Source organism: Micromonospora zamorensis, from assembly GCF_900090275.1.
Lineage (GTDB): Bacteria > Actinomycetota > Actinomycetes > Mycobacteriales > Micromonosporaceae > Micromonospora > Micromonospora zamorensis.
Window position 1 is genome coordinate 1,061,873 of sequence record NZ_LT607755.1, and the last position, 20,563, is coordinate 1,082,435.

The window sequence follows — 20,563 nt, forward strand, 5'->3', positions numbered from 1 at the left end:
CACGGCCAGTACCGGGACCGAAAACGGGACTAGGACAATGACCACTGCTGGTTGGCCGCACCCGTGTACGTCCACTGGACGACGGCGGCACCGTCGTTGGTCGCGGCATTCGCCACGGTGAGCGCCTTGCCGGAGTTCCTGTTGATGATCTTGTAGTGCGCGCCGACCGGGATGACGCTCCACAGCTGGTTCGCGCCGCCGTGGCTCGTCCACTGCACGACGCTCGCTCCGTCGGCGGTGGATGAGCCGGACACGTCCAACACCTTGCCGCTGCTGCGGTTGACGATGCGGTGGTAGCCGCCGCCGGCCTCGACGAGAGTCCACCGTTGGTGCGCCGCGCCGTTGCTCGACCACTGGATGGCGCCACCGCCGTCCCCGCTGCCGACCGGCACCTCAAGCACCTTGGCGCTGTTGCGGTTGACGACCCGGTACCCGGTCGACGGGTCGAACGCGGCGGCCGGCGTCGCCGCCCGGGACACCTCGACCTTGTCCGCCGTGACCGCGGTGCCGGACGAACTGGCGTTCCTGCTGTTCAGCACCCGCACCCGCAGGAGGTGCGAGCCCTGCGCGAGCAGTCCACTGGTGAAGACCATCGCCTGGTCCACCCGCGTGGGGGAGTACAGGTCGACCACCGTCTCCGGGCCACCGTCGATCGAGACGCCGGCCCGCCCGTGATTCGCCGCCCTGGCGGCGAAGAGCTTGACCTTGTTTCCGGTGAACCGGACCTGGTACGCGCTGTCGAGCGTGCTGCTGTAGTGGTCGTCGCCCTGGAACTGCCGGGCGCCGTTGGTCCCGTACTGCCAGGTGCCCGAGTAGCTGAACTGGTTGTCGCCGGTTCCCGTGGTGTCGTCGTTGACCTGGACCACGCTCGGCACGCCCGGAGCGTCCCCGATCGCGTCCACGCGGGTGAAGAACGCCTCCACGGTGCTCGACCGCGGGCCACCCCACAGACGCTCGGCGAGGACCTCCGTCGGCCGCTTCGCGTACTGGTCGAACCACTCGTCCGTCTGGTGTTCCACAGCATCCGACCAGCGCGCGATCTTGTAGCCGTTGACCTTCGCGTTCGTGTCCGGAGTCCAGCTCTCGTACACGTTCTTGGCGTTGACGTAGAGGTTCAGGCCGGGAGTCACGTACAGGGTGCTCTCCGGAACGCCGACCACGGTGTAGCCCAGGTTGTAGAAGTAGTTCAGCGACCCGGTGTACGGCGTGAGGACGATGCTGGTCGACGGCTTGATGCTGGTCTGCTGGCCGTTCGTCTCCCACCAGTTCCAGAGCTGGGCTGTCTTGCCGTACGACCGCACCTTGTCGTTCATCAGGTTCATGAACTCGGTGAAGACGTCGCCGGTGTACGGGAAGCCGCGTGCCTGTGCGTAGCTGACCAGCTCAGGGCAGCTGTTCTTGGCGGCGTCGTTCTGGTATTCGTCGCCGCCGATGTGGAAGTAGGGGCCGTCGAAGAGCGGCACGAACTCCGACAGCAGGTTCATGGCGAACGTCCGGGCGGAGTCCTTGGTCAGGTTGAGCGTCCAACCGCCGTTCGATCCACCGGGCCAGGGCGCGTAGTCCATCGACGGGCAGGTGAACCGCGTCGTCGGGTCGTACGTCGTCATCGTGGTGGCGTGCCCGGGCAGGTCGATCTCGGGAACGATGGTGATGTGGTACCGCTTGGCGACATCCTGCATCCGGCGCAGGTCGGCCTTGCTGTAGGACTGGGCAGACGCCAGACCGGGGTACCGGTCGCTGCGGAGCCGGAAGCCGTTCCATTCGGTGAAGTGCATGCGCAGCGTGTTCAGGCGCAGCCACGCCATGCGGCGCAACAGGTTCTCGAGATAGTCCATCTCGTAGAAGTGCCGGCCGACGTCGAGCATCAACCCGCGCTCGCGGTACTGCGGGAAGTCCCGGATCGTTCCCGCCGGCACTGTGGTCGCCGTCGCGCTCTGCTTGATCATCTGCAGGAGGGTCTGGGTGCCGTAGTACACGCCGGCCGCCGCGTTTCCTCGGACCACGACGTTCGGGCCGGCGGTCAGCAGGTATCCCTGGTCACCGATGCCGGCGTCCGTCGTGGTGAGGGTGAGCAGGATGTCGCCGGTCGCGGGCGCCGCCGACGAGATGACAGGTACGTCGACACCGCTGATCGCACCGAGGTCGACGCGTAACGCGGTCGCGGCCGTCGACAACTGGGCGGTGTGGGCGGGGTCCACCAGGATCCGGGAGGTCGTGGTCAGCGTGTAGACGCCGGTGCCGCCCGTCCATTCCCGGACGCTCGGCGCGACCTGCGGTGCCGGGTTGGCCGCGTGCGCCGCCGACGGAACCTGGAGCCCCGCGCCGGCCAGCAGGGCGGCGAGTACGAAAAGAAGACGCTGTTTGCGGGATGGGAACACTGTCGCCTACCTCCGGTCGGGTGACGCTCAGAGCGGCAGAAGATCCTTGACGTTGCCCTGCAACAGGGGCAGGTTGCCGCTGTTGGCCTGCGTTCCCACCAGGTGCACCGGGACGGAGCCGGTGCAACTGACGGCGAGATTGGACAGGGTGCAGCCGGACAGCATCCAGCGGGTGCCCAGCAGGTTCGTGGCGCGGATGTCGCTGTACCAGAGGGTGTTGCCGGTGAAGGTCGGCGGCAGGACGCCGTCGACGACGACGCCGGTGCCGGGATTGCGGTCGACCCCGCCGATCGGAAACGCCAACGCGGTGCTCCACCGCACGGGCACGCCGCCGTTGGAGTGGTTGACGGTGTTGCCGGTCAGGCTGCCATGCCCCCAGTTGTCGCTGGTGAGAGCGCCGTACGGGCTGGTCTGGGCGAACGAGTAGTAGGCGCCGTAGCAACCGACGACCACGTTGCCGTTGATCGTCCAGTTCCCCGACGAGTTCCAGATGGCGAGTCGGCACGACGTGAAGCTGTTCGCGGTCAACTGCGAGTATTCGCTGCGGTCCGCCATCGAGACACCGAAGTAGCAGCGGTGGAAGGCGTTGCCGCTCACCTTGAGCCGGTAGCCGAAGTAGTCGTCCGCCGTCGACCCGGTGACCGCCAGGCCGGCGCCGCGCCAGTTCGTGAAGTCGCAGTCCAGGATCCGGACGCCGGTGCTGCGACTGATCCGTATGCCGACGTGCGCGAACTGCGGTGCTGAGTCGACCGGGCTGGCCTGGCGTCCGAGGAAGTGGACTCCGCTGATGGTGACACTGCTGCGACCCGCGATGGACAGGGCGCCAGTCTGATCGTTGGCGACGGTGACCGTCGCGCCGTTGCCGACGATGACGCAGCGATCGGGGAGCGCGACAGGAGCGGTAAGGGTGTATGTGGCACCGGGTGTGAGCTGCACCTGGGGCGTGCGGGCGAGGACGGCGTTCCAGTCGTCCGTGACGCCGAGGACCGGGAGGGACGTCGAAACGATCGCGGCGTCGGCCCGGCCGGGCGGCGCGACGGCGGCGAGGGCACCGGCGGCACCCGCCACAGCGACCGCGCGGCGGGAGATTCCTGTGGTCATGGTTGTCCTTCGGACAGCGGGGGGATTGTCCTACGTCAGATGTCGGACGAACTTACGAGCCTTATCGATACTCGTCAAGGGCTCCCCGACGCCCGGTCGGGCCGTCCGTGCTGTCGTCTGAGGTGTGCGATCTGTGCAACTTTCTGCAATATTCGTGTCGTCCGCGTGGCAGCTCACCGACCGACTCCGACGCCTCCCCACTCCTCGCTGATCCTCGCGCCTGTGGGGCGGCCCAACGGCGTACACCGGCCCCAGGCGGGTTGGGAGACCTTGACGGCAGTAGGGTCAGATCCTAGGGTCTGCAACATCCTGATTGATACAGGCGCTCGGGTGTCACGAAAGATCATGCGTGTTCGTGTAGCCGGCATCTGCCGGAGGAGGCGGCCAGATGACGATCGAAGACCCGCCCCGGGCCCGCGGTCGGGGTGACCTGATCATCTCGGTGGCGCTCAATCCGGCCCTGGACATCACCTACACCGTTCCCCAACTGGTCCCGGACACGTCGCACCGGGTCACCGGCGTGGTCGCCCGTGCCGGGGGCAAGGGTCTGAACGTCGCCCGGGTGCTGCGTCAACTGGGCGCCGAGACAGTGGTCCTGGGTCTGCTCGGCGGTGCCTCCGGCGAGCACATCGAAGCGGAACTGGCGGCGGCCGGCGTGCCAACGCAGTTCACCCGCCTCGGCGCGGAGACCCGTCGGACGGTGACCGTCCTCGCGCAGGGCACGGCGACCGTCCTCAACGAACCTGGCCCGCACGTCACCGAGGCGCAGTGGGCGGCGTTCCGGGACGCGTTCGCCGAGCGGGTGCGGGCCGCGCGGGTGGTGGTGCTGTCCGGCAGCCGGCCGCCGGGCGTACCCGAGACCGCGTACGCCGATCTCGTCACCATCGCGCGAGCCACCGGGGCCGAAACCATCGTGGACGCCGACGGCCCGGCATTGCGGCATGCGTTGGCCGCTGGACCGGCGTTGGCGAAACCGAACGCCCACGAGGCGGCCGACCTGCTCGGACGCTCGGTACGCACCCGCGAGGACGCCGTCGCGGTGGCGCACCAGCTCGTCCGAAGCGGCGCCACCGCCGGTGTGGTGTCCCGCGGCGCGGACGGATTCGTGGCGGTCACCGGCGGCGCCGCCTACAGCGTCCGTGCGCCCGAACGGGTGTCCGGCAACCCGACCGGCGCGGGCGATGCCCTCGCGGCCGTGCTCGCGTACGGGCTCCTCACCCGCGCGCCCTGGCGGGATGTCCTCGCCCAGGGCGCGGCCGTCTCGGCGGCCGCCGTCGCCTGCCCGTGGGCGGGCGAGTACGACGACGACGTGGCTTCCCGGCTGCTGCCCGGAACCACTGTGGAAAAGCTGGAAGAACACCGCACCGACAGAGAGCAGGAACCGTGTCGCACGTCGCCTCCGAGATAGCCTCCCAACCCGAGACGTGGCGTCGCGCCGCGGACCTGGTCGCCCAGCCGGGCGTGGCGCGGGCGCTGCCCCAACCCGGTGAGCGCGTCGCCGTCGTCGGCTGCGGCACGTCGTACTTCATGGCGCAGAGTTTCGCGACGCTGCGCGAGTCGGCGGGCCAGGGGGAGACCGACGCCTTCGCGGCCTCGGAGTTTCCCTCCGGGCGGCGGTACGACCGCATCGTCGCCATCACCCGCTCCGGCACCACCACCGAGGTGATCCGGCTCCTTGAGCAGCTGCCGCGCGGCAGCCGCTCGACCGTGATCACGACCGACGCCGACCGGCCGGTGAGCCGGCTCGTGAGTGACTGCGTCGTCCTCGACTTCGCCGACGAACAGTCGGTGGTGCAGACCCGCTTCGCCACGACCGCGCTAGCCGCTTGGCGCGCCGGCCTCGGAGAGGACCTGACCGAGCCGATCGAACAGGCGCGGGAGCAGCTGAACACGCCGATCGACCCGGACGTCGTCGGTCGGAGCCAGTTCACCTGCCTCGGCACCGGCTGGACCGTGGGGTTGGCGCACGAGGCGGCCCTCAAGCTGCGGGAGGCCGCACAGATGTGGGCCGAGTCGTACCCGGCGATGGAGTTCCGGCACGGCCCGATCAGCGTGGTGGACCACCGGTCCGTGGTCTGGATCTTCGGGCCGGTGGTGCCCGGCCTCCGCGACGATCTGGCCGCCACGGGGGCGATCGTCGTGCACGAGGACGTCGACGCCATGGCGCACCTCACCACCGCGCAGCGGCTCGCGGTCGAGCTCGCGAACCGTCGCGGCCTGCACCCGGACCAGCCCCGGCTGCTCACCCGGTCCGTCGTGCTGACCGCGCCGGTTGCCTGAGGACCACTGATGACCCTCGTGCCCACCGCCGACCTGGTGGCGGCGGCCCGTGCCGCCGGCACCGGCGTGCTCGCCTTCAACGTGATCACGATCGAGTACGCCCAGGCGATCGCCGCCGCGGCGGAGCGTGCCGGCCGGCCGGCGATTCTGCAGATCAGCCAGAACGCGGCGCGCTACCACTCGGGCCTGTCGGCCATCGCAGCGGCGACGGCCGAGGTCGCCTGGAGGTCCAGTGCGACCCTGTCGCTGCACCTGGACCACGTCGACGACATCGGTCTGCTGGAGCAGGCTCCCGACTCGGGCTTCAGCTCCGTGATGGTCGACGCGTCAGCGCTGGCGTACGCCGCCAACGTGGCGACCACCCGCAAGGCGACCGAGTGGGCGCACGACCACCGGCTGTGGGTGGAGGCCGAACTCGGCTACGTCGGCGGTAAGCCGGACGCTCCGGCGAGCGCCCACACCGCCGGCGTCCGCACCGACCCGTCCGAGGCCGCCCGGTACGTGGCCGAGACCGGCGTCGACGCTCTCGCCGTCGCGGTGGGCAGCTCGCACGCGATGGCCGACCGCACCGCCTCGTTGGATCTCGACCTGGTGGCCGCGATCCGCGAAGCCGTACCCGTGCCCCTGGTCCTGCACGGTTCCTCCGGGGTGCCGCTGGACCAGATCCGCGCCGCGGTCGGTCATGGCATGGTGAAGATCAACGTCGGTACGGCCCTCAACGTGGCGTTCACCGACGCGGTCCGTGAGGCCCTGCCGCAGTCCCGAGACCCGCGCCGCTACCTCGCAGCGGGACGGGACGCGGTGACCGGGGTTGTCGAACGACTGCTCACGCTCCTGCCCGCGGCACCGTAGCCAGCCGCCGCGTTGCCGGGCCGCGCGCTGGTCCTGTGCCGCGCGGCCGGGCCGTGCGCTGGTCCTATGCCGTGGGGAGGGCCGGCAGGGGCTCGGACATGTTGAGCCGCAGGGCTGCCGCGACGGCGCCCAGGGCGCCGCCCTCGTCGCCGAACTGGGCCGTCACAACGTCCAGGCGGCGGGTGTGTCCGGGGATCGCCAGCTGACCGATGGCCGTCCGGACCGGTTCGAGCACCGCTTCGCCGGCATGGGCGAGGGTGCCACCGATGGCCACCTTGCCCGGGTCCAACTGCACCACCATTCCCGACAGGACTCGGCCGAGCAGCGTCGCGGCGTGCCGCACCACGTCGGAGACGATCGGCTCGCCGGCGATTGCCCGCGCGACCAGATCGGCCGGGTCCGCGACTGTGACACCGCGCCGGGCGCACTGCTCGATCAGCGCCGACGGGCGGATCAGCAGCTCAAGGCAGCCGCGGCCACCGCACGGACAGGGGTCGCCGTCGGGCTCGACGCTGACGTGACCGATCTCGCCGGCCGCGCCGTGCGCTCCTCGGGCGAGCCGGCCGTCGACGATGAGCCCGCCGCCCACGCCGTCACTCCACCGGACGTAGATGGCGTCCCGTACGTCACGGGTCGCCCCCCAGGTGCCTTCGGCCAGCGCGGCCAGTCGGGAGTTGTTGTCGGTGACGACGGCGACGCCGTACCGGTCCTGAATTCGGGTGCTGATCTGCTTCGCGGCCACCGAGGGGCTGCTGCCGCTGTCGCCGGCCGAACGGCTCCGACCCGCCACCAGGCCGGGCAGGCCGAGGCCGATCGCCTCCAGGGCCCGCAGGTCGATGTCGTGCTGCTGCACGAGGTCGTCGATCAGCTTGATCGCGGCGTTGGCTCGTCGGGCCGGCCCCGCCGTCAGCGTGATGGGGCGGCTGCCCCGGGCCAGGATGTCGTGGCCCAGGGTGGCGACGATGACGGTGATCGTCGCCCGGCCGAGGTCGATGCCGACGATCCGGCCGGCGGACGGGTTGAGGCTGACGGTCGTGGACGGCCGTCCCCGGCCCCGGTGCCCGGACAGCGCGGGCTCGCGCTCGACGACCACACCGCGGGCGATGAGGTCGCCGATGATGTCGAACAGCGTGGTACGCGAGAGCCCGGTCAGCCGGATGAGCTCGGCCCGGCTGAGCGGGCCGGCGCTGCGGAGCTGAGCCAGCAGGACCTCGGTGTGTGCCAGCCGCACACGCTGCATGGCATCCGGGCGTTCGATCACCGGACCATCATGACCGATGCCTCGTTTCGAATGTCGTTGCGGCAGCGTACGGGCGCGGTGGCCGGCGCCGTCACCAGCGCGAGGTGACGGCGCCGGCCGGTGGTCAGGGTGCTCGGACCGTGACGGTCAGCGCCGCCTCGACGGGGGAAGCCCCGGCCGAGCGCACCGACAGTCTCCCGGTGTACGTGCCCGGTGCGCCGAACGTGCGTCGGGACACCACGGTGAACGCGCTGTTGATCTGCATCGCGGAGATGCTCGGTTCGCGCGTGGCGGTCGGTGTGAGCGCCTCCACCCGCCCGTCGCTCCAGGTGACCGTGGTGGCCAGGTCGGCGGACCGGAGTCCGGGCGCGGTGACCGTCCAGGTGGCAGCGGCCGGTGCGCCGACGACCGCGGTGGCCGGACGGCCGATCGCCTGCTTGCGCCACGCGACGTCCGCGGTGGGGAAGAAGTTGACGCCCTGGACCGTCAACCGGCCCCCGGCCACCGACAGACGGGTGGTGAAGTCGGCGTAGCTGCGCTGCGCCTGCGGCGTCCATCCGACCTCGGCGGTGGCGACGAGGCGCGGGAAGCTGTAGTACTGCGCCTGACCGATGCGGCGGATGAACTCGCCCCAGAGCGCCGATTCGACCCCGAGCACGCTGGTCTCGGCGATGTTCGGGATGAAGGTGCCGGGGTCCCAGTTGTAGTGCCGGTCCAGCCCGCACGGTCCGCCGCACGCCCAGGTGCCACCGAGCGGCTGACGGGAGTCCTGCTTCTGCGGCACGTACGTGTGGGCGGCGGGGGAGAGGACGACCTGGGCGCCGCGGCCGGTCACCGCGTTGGCCACCGCGGTGCGGTCGCCGTTCCAGTACTGCACGACGGCCCTGTTCTGGGGCAGCGTCGTGCCGGCGTACTCGTTCCAGCCGACCACCGTCTTACCGAGCGAGGCGACAGTCGAGGTGAAGGCGTTCACCATCGTGGTGTAGTTCGCGTGGCTGGTCACGTGGGCCTCGTCGCCGCCGATGTGCAGGTACGGCCCCGGCGTCATGGCGGCGATCTGGGTCAGGACCTGAGTGACGAACTCGTACGTCGTCGTGCTGGCCGAGTCGAACGTCGAGTAGCCGACGTTGCCGGTGCCGTTGGCCGGGGCGGTCCGCTGTCCGGTGGCCGGTTTCGGCTGGGCGCCGGTCGTGTTCAGCTGGGGGATGGCGTGCAGCGCCGCGTTGGTGTGCCCCGGCATGTCGATCTCCGGGATGACGGTCATGCCGTTCACTCCGGCGTAGCGCACGATCTCGGCGTAGTCGGCCTTGGTGTAGAAGCCGGTGACACCCAACTCGGTGCCCATCAGCTGGCCGCTGTCGTTGTAGGTCATGGCGGTACGGCCGCTGACCGTGGTGAGCAGGCCGTAGTCGATGCCCGCCGGGTTGCTCGCCGGGTTGTCGAGGGCGATCCGCCAACCCTGGTCGTCGGTCAGGTGCATGTGCAGACGATTGATCTTGTATTGGGCGGCGCCGTCGATGTACGCCTTGATCTCGTTCATCGGGTAGAAGCTGCGAGCGACGTCGAGCATCATCCCGCGGTGGGCGAAGCGTGGGTAGTCGGAGATCGTCACCGCCGGCACGGTCCACGTGGCGTCGACGACGGTGTCGGACTCCACCCACTGGGGGAGGAGTTGCCGCAGCGTCTGCACGCCGTTGAGTGCGCCGTTCGCCGTGTCGGCGCTGATCTGGACCTTCGTGGTGGTGACGACGAGGCGGTACCCCTCGGCTGCCTGCCCGGCGGGGCCCTTGCCGGCGCCGACCTCGACGACGATGGGCGCGGGCGCGCTGCTCTGGGTGACCACCGGCAGGCCGTACCCGGTGGCCGGTCGTAGCAGGCCGGCGAGGTAGGTCGCGGGCGCGGTCGCTTGCGCCCCGACCGCGACGATGGGCGTGTTCCGGTTCAGCGTGTACGGCGTGCCGCCGTTCTCCGTCATCGACACGGGTTTGGGCAGCAGGCCCAGCGAGGGCGCGGGTGCGGGCGCCGTCTCGTTCCAGATCTCGAATTCGGAGATGGAGTAGCCGTAACCCGCCCACCGCTGGTGCCCCTGCATGCGCACGTGGGACACGGGCTGCGCCGAGTTCACCGCGATGACGTCCGTCCGGGGGCAGGTGTCGCGTTGGACGCGGGCGACGTCCGTCCAGGTGGTGCCGTTGGTCGAGGTCTGCAGTGTGAAGTCACGGGCGCACGCGTTGGGCCAGGCGAGCACGACGTGGTCGACAGTGGCAGGGGTCGCCAGCCGTACCTGCACCCAGTTGGCGTCCTGGTACTTCGACGACCACCGGGTGTTGCGGTCGCCGTCGTTGACGTGCGCGGCGACGAAGTCGGCCCGGTCGAGCTCGACGCTCGACGCGGTGGCGGTGCCGGTCCGGGCCAGGTTCACCGGCGCGGCGGCGGCCGCGGCCGCCGTGCCGGAGGTGACTGGCGCGACGAGCGTCGCGGCGATCAGCAGGGCGAGGGGGGCGGCGATGCGCCGGCGTCTCGATCCGGTGCTGTGGCGGGAGCGTGGAATCGACATGGGACTCCTTGGGCCGTCGCCCGGAGCGCCGGGCGGCTGGGGTGGCTCGGTACGCCGCAGTCTGACGAGAGCCGTCAATTTAGTCAATGCGTCGCACAATATCCGGCGCCCACGGCGGGGTGGGCGGGCGTTGTCACGGCAGCGCCGTCACCCTAGGGTTGCTGGTCACCAGACATCGGATGTCTTATGAATCGAGGCAATGCCGCCAGCTCGGCAATTTTAGTCCGAAGGGTTGACATGATTAGTCCGGTCACCAAAGATTCCCTTACCTTGAGCGCCGCCCACCCGGAAGGCGCGCTCCAATCCGACCTGGGCTACGGAGGGCCACCGTGCCGATAGACGTTCAACCGCCCCGGACCCGCGGGTCGGAGACCACCCCCACGGCGTCGCCACCACGCCGCGCCGTACCACTGCTGGCGTGGAACGTGATCGCCGTCGTGCTCGGCATCGGCATCTGGACCGTGCTCGCGCGGGTCGGGGTGTCGGGCCTTCCCGGGCCGCAGGCGGTCGCCGTCCGCGCCGGTGAGCTCGCCATGGACGGCACCCTGCTCGACGACAGCCTCGCCAGCCTGCGCCGGGTGCTCATCGGATTCGCGCTCGGCACCGCCCTCGCGATTCCGGTCGGCTTCCTGATGGGGTGGTACCGGACGGCACGTGGCCTGATCGAGCCCTACGTGCAGTTCTTCCGCACGATCCCGCCCCTGGCCGTCATCCCGTTGGCCATCCTGCTCATGGGCATCGGGGAGACGCCGAAGATCTTCGTCATCTTCCTGGCCGCGTTCCTGTCCTGCGTCGTGTCGACGTTCCAGGGCGTGGTGAGCGTCGAACGCACCATGATCAACGCAGCCCGGGTGCTCGGCGCGAACGACGCCGTGGTGTTCCGCCGGGTCATCGTCCCCGCGTCCACCCCGTTCATCCTGGTCGGCATGCGCGTCGGCCTCGGTGCGGCGTGGGCGACCCTCGTGGCCGCCGAGCTGATCGCCGCGCAGGAGGGCCTCGGCTACCGCATGCAGCAGGCGCAGATCTACTACGACCTGCCGAGCATCTTCGTCGGCCTGATCACCATCGGTGTGCTCGGCCTGATCATGGACCGGCTCCTGCTCACCGCGGAGAAGCGCCTCACCGGATGGCAGGAACGTCGATGACCGAGAAGATCTCCTTCCGTTCCACCAGCCGCACGTTCGAGGTGGGCGGCAAACCGTTCCACGCGCTGCAGAACGTCGACCTGGACATCGCCGACTGCGAGTTCGTCACAGTGGTCGGCCCGTCCGGCTGCGGCAAGTCGACACTGCTGAACATCGCGGCCGGCCTGGTCGAACCCACCGGCGGTGAGGTGCTCGTCGACTCGCGACCGGTGCGTGGGCCCGGCCCGGAACGCGGCGTCATCTTCCAGCAGTACGCGCTGTTCCCCTGGCTGACCGTGCGCCAGAACGTCGAGTTCGGTCTCCAGATCGCCAAGGTCGGGCGGGCCGAGCGGCGGCGACGGGCGCAGCACTTCATCGACCTGGTGGGCCTCACCGACTTCGCCGACGCGCTGCCCCGGATGCTGTCCGGCGGTATGCGGCAGCGGTGCGCCATCGCCCGCGCGTACGCCGTCGACCCCGGCGTCCTGCTCATGGACGAACCCTTCGGCGCCCTGGACGCCCTCACCCGGGTGCAGATGCAGGATCAGCTGCTGGCCACCTGGGGCTCCGAGCGACGCACCGTCATGTTCATCACCCACGACGTCGACGAGGCCGTCTACCTCGCCAACCGCGTCGTCGTCATGGCTGCCCGGCCCGGCCGGGTGCACGAGGTCATCGACGTCGACCTGCCGTACCCGCGCACCGAAGCCGTTCGCCTGTCACCGGAATTCTCCCGGATCCGCAATCGGGTCTGGCGCGCCGTCTACCACCAGACCCCTCAGGAAGGTGCATCGCAATGAGCCCTCTCTCCCGTCGATCCCTGCTCACCGGCATCGCCGGCCTCGGCACCGCCGCAGCCCTCGCCGCCTGCGGCGACGACGACCAGTCCGGATCCGGCGGCTCCGGCAGCGAGCCGGTGAAGCTGGGCTACATCGCCGACTTCACCGGCGCGAGCCTCATGGCGATCGCCGACGACAGGAAACTGTGGGCCGAACACGGCCTCAAGCCGGACCTCAAGGTCTTCACCAACGGCCCCCTGCAGGTGCAGGCGCTCGGCGCCGGCGACCTCGACTTCGGCTACCTGGGCCCGGGCGCGATGTGGCTGCCGGCCTCCGGCAAGGCCCGGGTCATCGCCATCAACTCGCTCGGTTTCGCCGACCGGGTCATCGCCCAGCCGGGCATCACCTCCATGGCCGCGCTCAAGGGCAAGAAGGTCGGCGTGCCGGAAGGCACCTCCGGCGACATGATCGTGCGGCTGGCCCTGCGGAGCGCCGGCCTCTCCATCGACGACGTCCAGAAGGTCGCGATGGACCCGAGCACTGTCGTCACCGCGTTCGGGTCGGGCCAGATCGACGCGGCCGGCATCTGGTACCCGCTCATCGGCACCATCAGCAAGCGGGTGCCGAAGCTGACCGAGCTGGCCAAGAACGACGACTTCTACCCGGCCATCAGCTTCCCGTCCGCCTATGTGGGCCGCAACGACGTGGTGACCGGCAAGCCGGACCTGGTGAAGAAGGTGCTCGCGGTGCTGCGTGCCGCCAACGACGAGCGGGCCGCCAACCTGGACCGCGCTGTCGAGGTCACCGCGAAGTTCCTCAAGTCGGCCCCGATCGACCAACTGCGCGCCGAGGCCGCCAACGCCCGGTTCCTGCCGTCCGCCGAGCTCGCCGCCAAGTCCACCGACGGCACCGTCGCGGGTTGGCTCACCGGCCTCAACGGCCTCTTCAAGGACCTGGGGAAGCTGCCGAACGCTGTCGACCCGAGCACCTACTACGACGCCGCCGCGTACGCGTCCTGAGGCGGGTCGCGTGAGAAAGGATCAGCACGTGCGGCCCAACATCGTCTTCATCATGGCCGACGACCACGCCGCGCACGCGGTGGGCGCCTACGGAAGCAAGATCAACGAGACGCCACACATCGACCGCATCGCGGCCGGCGGTGCTCTCCTGGAGAACTGCTTCTGCACCAACTCGCTGTGCGCGCCCAGCCGGGCCACCATCCTCACCGGCACCTACAACCACGTCAACGGCGTGCAGACGTTGTCGACCGAGTTCGACAACAGGCAGCTCGTCTTCCCGGAGCTGCTGCGCCGCGCCGGCTACCAGACCGCCCTGGTCGGTAAGTGGCACCTCGGGCACGGCCCGGAGCACGACCCCCGGGGGTTCGACTACTGGGAGGTCGTGCCCGGCCAGGGGCGGTACCGCGATCCCGTCTTCATCGGTATGGACGGCACCGAGCAGGTCCGTCCGGGCTACTGCACGAACATCATCACCGACCTGGCCGTCGACTGGCTCGACCAGCGCGACCCGCAACGACCCTTCTGCCTGCTGGTGCACCACAAGGCGCCACACCGCAACTGGGAGCCCGACGACAAGCACCGCGACATGTACGTCGACGACGTGGCCGTGCCGGGCTCGTTCGACGACGACCACTCGGGGCACGCCGCCGCCGCCCGGGCCGCCCGGATGCGGGTGGACCGGGACCTGACCGCCAACGACATCAAGGAGATGCTGCCACCACACCTGGACCCCGACGAGGCCGCCCTCTGGACCTACCAGCGCTACATCAAGGACTATCTGCGCTGCGTCGCCAGCGTCGACGACAACGTCGGCCGCCTGCTCGACTATCTCGACGAGCACGGGCTGACCGACGACACCATCGTCGTCTACACGTCCGACCAGGGCTTCTTTCTCGGTGACCACGGCTGGTACGACAAGCGGTTCATGTACGAGGAGTCGCTGCGGATGCCGTTCCTGATCCGCTACCCGGCGGAGATCCCGGCCGGCTCCACCACCAACGCGCTCGCCATGAACGTCGACTTCGCGCAGACGTTCCTCGACTACGCCGACGTGCCGGCCGACTCCCGCATGCAGGGACGCTCACTGCGACCCCTGCTGCGCGGCGAGGACGCCGACGACTGGCGGCAGTCGGTGTACTACCGCTACTGGGAACACGACGACGACGAGCACCACGTGTGGGCGCACTACGGCGTACGCACCCACGACCACAAACTGGTCTACTACTACGCCGACGGGCTGGGTCTGCCCGGCACCTCCACCACGGTGCAGGAGCCGGAGTGGGAGCTGTTCGACCTGCGCGCCGACCCGTGGGAGATGCGCAGCGTCTACGACGACCCGGCGTACGCGCGGATCAGGGTGGCGCTCGTCGAGGAACTCGCCCGCGTCCAGCGGGAGTGTGGCGACGTCCCGTGGCAGCCTCCGGCACCGGTCAGCGGGTGACGGACGAGGGACCTCCCGCGCAGGCCGGCCCGGGCCGGCCCGACCGTCGCTGGCCACGCCGCGTCTACGGGGTCGGCACGGAGCCGGACCCCCGGTTCACCCTCGCCAACGAGCGGACCTTCCTCGCGTGGCTGCGGACCGCGCTGGGCCTCATGGTGACCGCCGCGGCGGTCAAGGCCTTCGGCGCGGAAGGCTCGCAGTGGGCGGCGGCCGTGCTGGCGGTGCTCGCCGTCGGGGTGGCCGTCGAGGCGTTCCCTCGTTGGAGCCGCAACGAACGGGCGCTGCGGCTCCAACTGCCGTTGCCGTCCACTCCCGTCGCGGTCGTGGCGGCGGCGGGGGTGGTCGTGGCCGGCCTGACCATCCTCGTCGTGGTGCTGATCTGATGTCGGTGCTGATCTGATGTCGTGGTGCTGATGTGACGGAGCCACCACGGCTCGCCGACCGGGGAGCACAGGCCGAACGCACCCTGCTGGCGTGGCTTCGTACGGCGTTGGCGACGGCCACCGTGCTGGTGGCCGTCGGACGGGAACTGGTGCCGCGCCATCCGATCGCGGCGGGACTTGTGCTGGCCTGCGCTCCGCTCGCCGTCGCGGTTGCCGTCCTGGCGCGGCGTCGGTATCGGACCGTCCGACTGCCCACCCACCTGGGTCAGCCGGAGGGTGCCGCACTGCTGGCCGCCGGCAGCGCGCTGGTCGTGACGGGCGGCGTGGCGGTCCTCGCCCATGTTCTCGCCCGATAGGGCGGGTTGCCGTCGATCCTGCCGTTCCGGGGCGACACCAGCGTCGCCCCGGAACGGCAGAGAGACCGGTCAGGCCGTCGAGCCGTACAGGTTGATCTCGGCGGCGGAGGCGTACCCGGCGCCGTTGGCGGCGCGGGTGGTGCGCAGGCGTACGTGCCGGGCCGTGGTGGGAGCGAAGACCGCCGACTTCACTGTGCTGCCGGAGCCGAAGGTGCCGGCGGCGATCTGGGTCCAGGTGGTGCCGTCGGTGCTGGTCTGGATCTGGTAGTCGGCGATGGTGCCGTTGGTGCCACCGTCCTGGCGGGGCAGGTAGTCGAGTTTGTCGATGCGGAAGGTGCCGCCGAGGTCGATGGTGATCTGGTGCGGCATGGCGGCGACACCGCCGACGTAGCGGGTGTGCCAGATGGTGGCGGGGTTGCCGTCGATGGCATTGGCGGCGGCGCCGTTCTCGCCGACCGTCTCGACGCTGTCCGCCGTCGCGGTCCAGCGGGCGCGCGACAGCTGTGGGCTGTCTCCGCCGCCGATCGCCTCGTCCGTCGGTGCGGCCTGGAAGACGGCCACCTCGAACGGCGCCAGCGTGATGCTCACCGGTGCGGCGGGACCGGACACGAAGCCGGATCGGCGCCCGTCGCGTTCGGTGAACTTGTACCGCTGGTGGGTCCCGCCGGGCAGCTCGAAGACCGTCTGCGGGTTGACCGTGAAGCTCTGCGCCGACGCCGACGGGTTACGCAACATCAGCATGCCTCTGGACGCCCCGGCCGAGGAGTTCCAGGCGGCCGTGCCGTAGACGGCGCCCGCCGCCGGGTCACCGCCGACCCAGTGCACGTCGCTGAGCAGTCCCTGGTTGGCGCGGGCCCACTTGGCGTTGGCCGCCACGGTGTCCCAGAACCAGGCCGCGCCCGGCCTGCTGGCGTCGACGAGCGTGTTGCGCACGTACAGCTCCTGCAGGCTCAGGCCGAGCGCGAAGTAGGCGCGGATGTCCTGCGACACCTCCGCCTGCACGCTGGCCTTGGTCAGGTCGTAGTCGGCGGTGAACTGTGGTGTGCGGTCGGAGAAGATGACCCCGTGGTTCATCAGGCTCGGGATCGGGAACAGCGGGTTCTGGGTGGCGACGTTGCGGAACGTCTCCGAGTCGCGATAGTTGACGTAGCGCTGTTGCGCGCTTCCCGCACCGGTCAGCGACGCGTCGTGTCCGTCGCGCCAGATGGAGTCGGTGTACCACAACCAGTACGGCGAGCCCCAGGTGCCGACTGTGGCGTTGACGAACACGTCCTTCTGGTGCGCCCGCAGATCCCCCGTCAGCCCGAGCAGTGCCTCGTAGTCGGCGATGTAACTCGCGTTCGGGCCGGACTGGTAGAGCCCGCCGCCGATGCCGTCGAGCTTGAAGCCGCGTACCCCCTGGTTGTCCATCATGTCGAAGGCCACCGACCGGAACCGGTCGTAGTAGCGGCTGCCGCCGAGTTTGAACTGACCGCCGCTGTGGGTCTCCAGCCGCTGGTCGGCCGGCTTGCTCGCGTTGATGGCCTGGCGGGTGGCGGCGCTGGTGCCGTACCCGCCGAACGGCGACATCCACACCGACATCGATGCGCCGTACTGCGCGGCCGCGGCCTTCTGCGGTGCGAAACCGGTGGGGAACTGGGTCGGGTCGAACGACCAGACGTTCAGGTTCGTCTCGTCGACCCGTGGTGAACGCAGATAGTCCCAGCCGTCGTCGACCCAGAAGCTGTCGATGGTGGCGCCGCGGTTGCGCAGCTGGGTGCCGAACAGGTTGACGGCCCGGGTCAGCTCGGCGCTGTTGATGACCTCGCCGGGTGGCTTGAGGTCCAGCCAGCTCTGGTAGTGCAGGAACGTCCGGCGGTCGTGAGCGCGTTCGCGTTGCAGGTAGTACTGGAACGAGCGGCGTAGCTGCCCGGCGGGCGAGACACCGGTGGAGGCGGTGTACACCCACGACGCGCCCGCGGTGAGATCCCCGGCACGGGGCACCGCGATGTCGACGGTCGACCCGGTCACTGTGGCCTTCGCCATCGGGTTCTCGATGCCGACGAACACCGTCTCGCCACCGGCCGCGCCGTGCACGACCGGGCTGCCGTCGTCGTTGCCACGCACCCGTGCGTTCGCCAGGTTGAGTTCCACCAGGCGCAGCGACGTCACGTCGAACGTGCCGGCCACCGAGCGCACAGTGAAGCTGTGCTGCACGGAGTTGGCGCCGCCGCGCAGCCGCACCTGCCACTGCACGTCGAGGGTCCGCGCCCCGCTGCCGTACCGGAAGGTGGTGGTGACCGCCTTGCCGGCGAAACGTTCCGCGAGCCGTGCCGACGCCGCGTTCGCCGGCAGGTCGCTGACCACCGGGCCGGCGGAGACCGTCGTGTTCGCCGTCGTGATGGTGCTGCCGTCGGCGAGGGTGAGGGTGAAGAGCCCACGGAGGCTCATTGGCACCGTGGTGTTCGCTGCCCGGTTGTCGAACCGGGTCAGCGACACAGTGCTGCCGAGCACGCTCCACGTGGTCGACAGCGCCGCGTTGGCCAGGGTGAAGCTGCCGCCGGACAGCGACGCCGTCGCCGCTCCCGGTTGGGGGCCGGGGAAGACCAGGCCGGCGGCATCGGTGTAGGTCGGGTCGGCCGGGACCGCCGCCCCGGCCGGGGCCGGATGGCCCCCGACCGTGGCGACGGCAGCGGCGATCAGAGCCAGGACGATGGTGGGCACGACGAGTCGCCGTGGCCGTGCTGCCGATGAGGATGGCGGGGGGATGGCGTGCTGCATCGTGCCTCCATCGGTGGTTCAGGCGGTGGGGGTGCTCCAGCGCTGGTTGGCGCCGTTGGTGCAGGGCCAGAGGATGAGGCGGGTGCCGTTGGCGGTCGCGCCGCCGTTGGCGTCGAGACACTTGCCGCCGGTGCGGTAGGTGCTCGTGGCGGTGTCGTAGGTCCACCGCTGGGTCGTGGCGGTGGTGCAGGTGCCGATCACGATCGTGGTGCCGTCGGCGAGGCTCCCGTTCGCCGGCCACAGGCACTTGCCCAGCGCGGTGAGGGTGCCGTCGTTACGGTGGGTCCACGTCTGGTTGGCGCCGCTGTTGCAGTCCCAGAGGTTCACCGCGGTGCCGTCGGTGGTGTTGCTGCCGGGGATGTCGACGCAACGGCCGCTGGCAGCGCCGGTGATGACGCCCTTCTTCGGGCCGTAGACCTCGAACTCCCAGAGGGAGTAGCCGAAGGTGGTGGCGCGCGCGGTGCCCTGCATGCGGACGTAGCGGGCGGTGGTGTTGACGAGGTGCTCGTCGGTGCCGCCGTCCCCGGCGGTGACGGTCACCGCGGTGCTCCAGGTGGTGCCGTTGGTGGACGTCTGGATCTGGTACGCCCGGGCGTAGGCGGCCTCCCAGCGCAGTGCGACGCGGGACAACTCCAGACTGCTGCCGAGGTCGACCTGGATCCAGCTCGGGTCGGTGTAGGCCGAGGACCAGCGGGTGCTGATGTCGCCGTCCACCGCCGCCGAGGCCGGGAAGCTGGCCGTCTCGGTCGACGACGCGGTCACCGGGCGGTTCGTCGCCAGGTTGCCGGTCGCCACCGCCGGGCCGCCGGGAGCCCGGCCGATGCGGTCGATGATCGCCCCGAAGGCGGTGTACGTGGCGACCGGCTTCGGTGACCCCCAGGTCTGCTGGGCGATCACGCGCAGGATGGTCCGGATGCCCGCCGCGATCTGGTCCTCGGTCTCCGCGTCCGGGTAGTCACACCAGATGTGCAGCACAGTGCCGAGGTTGCGGGACGTGTCGCCGACGGTGGTGTTGCCCTGGAACCGGTCCGGGGTCCAGGTCTCGTAGGCCCACGTCACGTTCGGCTTGCTGATGGCGGGAACGTAGTAGGTCGGATCCCACGCCTGGTTGGAGATGGTGTGCCCACGGTCCAGCAGGGCCTGCGGGGTGATGCCGTAGTTGTACCAGACCTCGACGTGGATGTTGGACGCCGGCCGGATGGTGCCGTCGGTGCCGATGCCGTCGTTCCACATGCGGGTGGTCTTGCCGCCGGCGCGGACGATGTCGTTGGCCCAGTTGATGAAGCCGTAGTAGGCGTCCTTCGCGGTGGCGTTCGCCCCGTAGGTCGCGCGGGCGTAGGTCAGCAGCTGCGGGTAGGCCGCGTAGTTGCCGATGTACTCGTCCGCGCCGATGTGCCAGTACCGGCCGGGAAACAGCGGCAGGAACTCGGTGATGAGGTCCCGGGCGAGGGTGTAGGCACCCGGCTTGGACAGGTCGAGGTAGTAGGGGTTGCGGTTGCCGTTGGTGTCGGTGAGCTGCAGGTCCGGGTGGTCGGCCAGAATGGCGTTCATGTGGCCGGGCATGTCGATCTCGGGGATGACCTCGATGTGGTACTGGGCCGCCAGGGCGATGAGGTCGCGGATCTGCTGTTTGGTGTAGAACTGCTCCGACACCACCTCCGGGTGGGTGGTGCTCTCCAGCCGGAATCCGAACGTGTCGGACAGGTGCAGGTGCAACCGGTTCATCTTCAGGTAGGCGAGCTCCTTGACGTGCCGACGGAGCCAGTCGACGGTGAAGTACTTGCGACCAACGTCGACCATCATGCCGCGTTCGGACTTGGTCGGGGCGTCGGTGGTCGTGCCCGCCGGCACCGTGCTGGACTGCTTGAGCAGTTGCAGCACCGTCCGGGTGCCGTAGAAGGCGCCGGCGTCGGTCGAGCCCTGGATGGCGATGCTCGACCCGACAGTCATCGTGTAGCCCTCGGCGGGTTGGCTGCCGCCCAGGGTCAGCCGGATGTCGCCGGTGGCGGCCGTGCCGGTGGTGACCGGGACGGTGCGGCCGGTCAGGTCCCGCAGGTCCGCGGCAAAGGTGGCAGCGTCGTCGTTGAGCTGGGCGGTGTACGCGGGATCGACCACGATCCGGGTCGTGGTGCCGAAGGTGTAACTGCCGGTGCCCGCCGTCCACTGCTTCAGCGCCGGGATCACCTGAAGATCACCCGGTACGGCCGAAGCCGGCGTGGCCGGCACTGTCAACAGTGCGGCGGCGAGTACCCCCACCGCGCCGGTGACGCTGATACGTCGAAGACGCATTGTT

The 20,563-nt window shown here is 70.0% G+C and carries 15 protein-coding genes; 9 read left to right on the forward strand and 6 right to left on the reverse strand.

Annotation, left to right across the window (positions count from 1 at the left end):
* Positions 1–29 precede the first annotated feature (29 nt).
* Entirely contained in the window at positions 30–2,378 is a 2,349-nt protein-coding gene (locus GA0070619_RS04835) for a family 20 glycosylhydrolase (protein WP_088946945.1), read from the reverse strand.
* A 27-nt stretch (positions 2,379–2,405) separates the two neighbouring features.
* Positions 2,406–3,479 carry a right-handed parallel beta-helix repeat-containing protein gene (locus tag GA0070619_RS04840; RefSeq protein ID WP_088946946.1) on the reverse strand — a complete coding sequence of 358 codons (1,074 nt, stop codon included), beginning with the start codon at positions 3,477–3,479 and terminating at the stop codon, positions 2,406–2,408.
* Between the two features lie 388 nt (positions 3,480–3,867).
* On the opposite strand from GA0070619_RS04840, the gene GA0070619_RS04845 reads away from it, so the two are divergent.
* The 3 genes from GA0070619_RS04845 to GA0070619_RS04855 are packed head-to-tail and all read left to right on the forward strand — an operon-like array spanning position 3,868 to position 6,611.
* Positions 3,868–4,887, forward strand: a complete 1,020-nt coding sequence (locus GA0070619_RS04845) for a 1-phosphofructokinase family hexose kinase (RefSeq protein WP_231927267.1) — start codon at positions 3,868–3,870, stop codon at positions 4,885–4,887.
* On the forward strand, positions 4,863–5,759 hold the full coding sequence (locus GA0070619_RS04850) for an SIS domain-containing protein (protein ID WP_088946947.1): 897 nt from the start codon (positions 4,863–4,865) through the stop codon (positions 5,757–5,759). The genes GA0070619_RS04845 and GA0070619_RS04850 overlap by 25 nt, the downstream gene beginning before the upstream one ends.
* Positions 5,760–5,768: 9 nt before the next feature.
* Positions 5,769–6,611 carry a class II fructose-bisphosphate aldolase gene (locus tag GA0070619_RS04855; protein ID WP_088946948.1) on the forward strand — a complete coding sequence of 281 codons (843 nt, stop codon included), beginning with the start codon at positions 5,769–5,771 and terminating at the stop codon, positions 6,609–6,611.
* A gap of 64 nt (positions 6,612–6,675) precedes the next feature.
* Here the strand turns inward: GA0070619_RS04855 and GA0070619_RS04860 are convergent, their stop codons facing one another.
* Both GA0070619_RS04860 and GA0070619_RS04865 read right to left on the reverse strand, forming a co-directional pair.
* Positions 6,676–7,872 (reverse strand): ROK family transcriptional regulator, encoded by a 1,197-nt coding sequence (locus GA0070619_RS04860; RefSeq protein WP_197699590.1) that lies wholly within the window; start codon positions 7,870–7,872, stop codon positions 6,676–6,678.
* A 103-nt stretch (positions 7,873–7,975) separates the two neighbouring features.
* Positions 7,976–10,408: a family 20 glycosylhydrolase gene (locus tag GA0070619_RS04865; RefSeq protein ID WP_088946949.1), complete on the reverse strand. Its 2,433-nt coding sequence runs from the start codon at positions 10,406–10,408 to the stop codon at positions 7,976–7,978.
* Positions 10,409–10,737: 329 nt separating this feature from the next.
* Between GA0070619_RS04865 and GA0070619_RS04870 the strand changes: the two genes are divergently transcribed.
* Genes GA0070619_RS04870 through GA0070619_RS04895 form a run of 6 tightly spaced genes read left to right on the forward strand, consistent with a single transcriptional unit; the run spans position 10,738 to position 15,510 of the window.
* Positions 10,738–11,553 carry an ABC transporter permease gene (locus tag GA0070619_RS04870; RefSeq protein WP_197699591.1) on the forward strand — a complete coding sequence of 272 codons (816 nt, stop codon included), beginning with the start codon at positions 10,738–10,740 and terminating at the stop codon, positions 11,551–11,553.
* A complete protein-coding gene (locus GA0070619_RS04875; RefSeq protein ID WP_088946950.1) occupies positions 11,550–12,332 on the forward strand; it encodes an ABC transporter ATP-binding protein in 783 nt (260 codons plus the stop codon). Before GA0070619_RS04870 ends, GA0070619_RS04875 begins: the two co-directional genes overlap by 4 nt.
* A complete protein-coding gene (locus tag GA0070619_RS04880; protein WP_088946951.1) occupies positions 12,329–13,330 on the forward strand; it encodes an aliphatic sulfonate ABC transporter substrate-binding protein in 1,002 nt (333 codons plus the stop codon). The genes GA0070619_RS04875 and GA0070619_RS04880 overlap by 4 nt, the downstream gene beginning before the upstream one ends.
* A 28-nt stretch (positions 13,331–13,358) precedes the next feature.
* On the forward strand, positions 13,359–14,771 hold the full coding sequence (locus GA0070619_RS04885) for a sulfatase family protein (protein ID WP_197699592.1): 1,413 nt from the start codon (positions 13,359–13,361) through the stop codon (positions 14,769–14,771).
* Positions 14,768–15,154, forward strand: coding sequence for a YidH family protein (locus GA0070619_RS04890; RefSeq protein WP_088951560.1), 387 nt, complete (start codon positions 14,768–14,770; stop codon positions 15,152–15,154). The genes GA0070619_RS04885 and GA0070619_RS04890 overlap by 4 nt, the downstream gene beginning before the upstream one ends.
* A 32-nt stretch (positions 15,155–15,186) precedes the next feature.
* On the forward strand, positions 15,187–15,510 hold the full coding sequence (locus GA0070619_RS04895) for a DUF202 domain-containing protein (RefSeq protein WP_088946952.1): 324 nt from the start codon (positions 15,187–15,189) through the stop codon (positions 15,508–15,510).
* 69 nt (positions 15,511–15,579) lie between these two features.
* Here GA0070619_RS04895 and GA0070619_RS04900 read toward each other — a convergent pair whose 3' ends face one another.
* Positions 15,580–18,213 carry a discoidin domain-containing protein gene (locus GA0070619_RS04900; protein ID WP_157743902.1) on the reverse strand — a complete coding sequence of 878 codons (2,634 nt, stop codon included), beginning with the start codon at positions 18,211–18,213 and terminating at the stop codon, positions 15,580–15,582.
* 75 nt (positions 18,214–18,288) lie between these two features.
* Positions 18,289–20,559, reverse strand: a complete 2,271-nt coding sequence (locus tag GA0070619_RS04905; RefSeq protein WP_088946954.1) for a family 20 glycosylhydrolase — start codon at positions 20,557–20,559, stop codon at positions 18,289–18,291.
* Positions 20,560–20,563 lie beyond the last annotated feature (4 nt).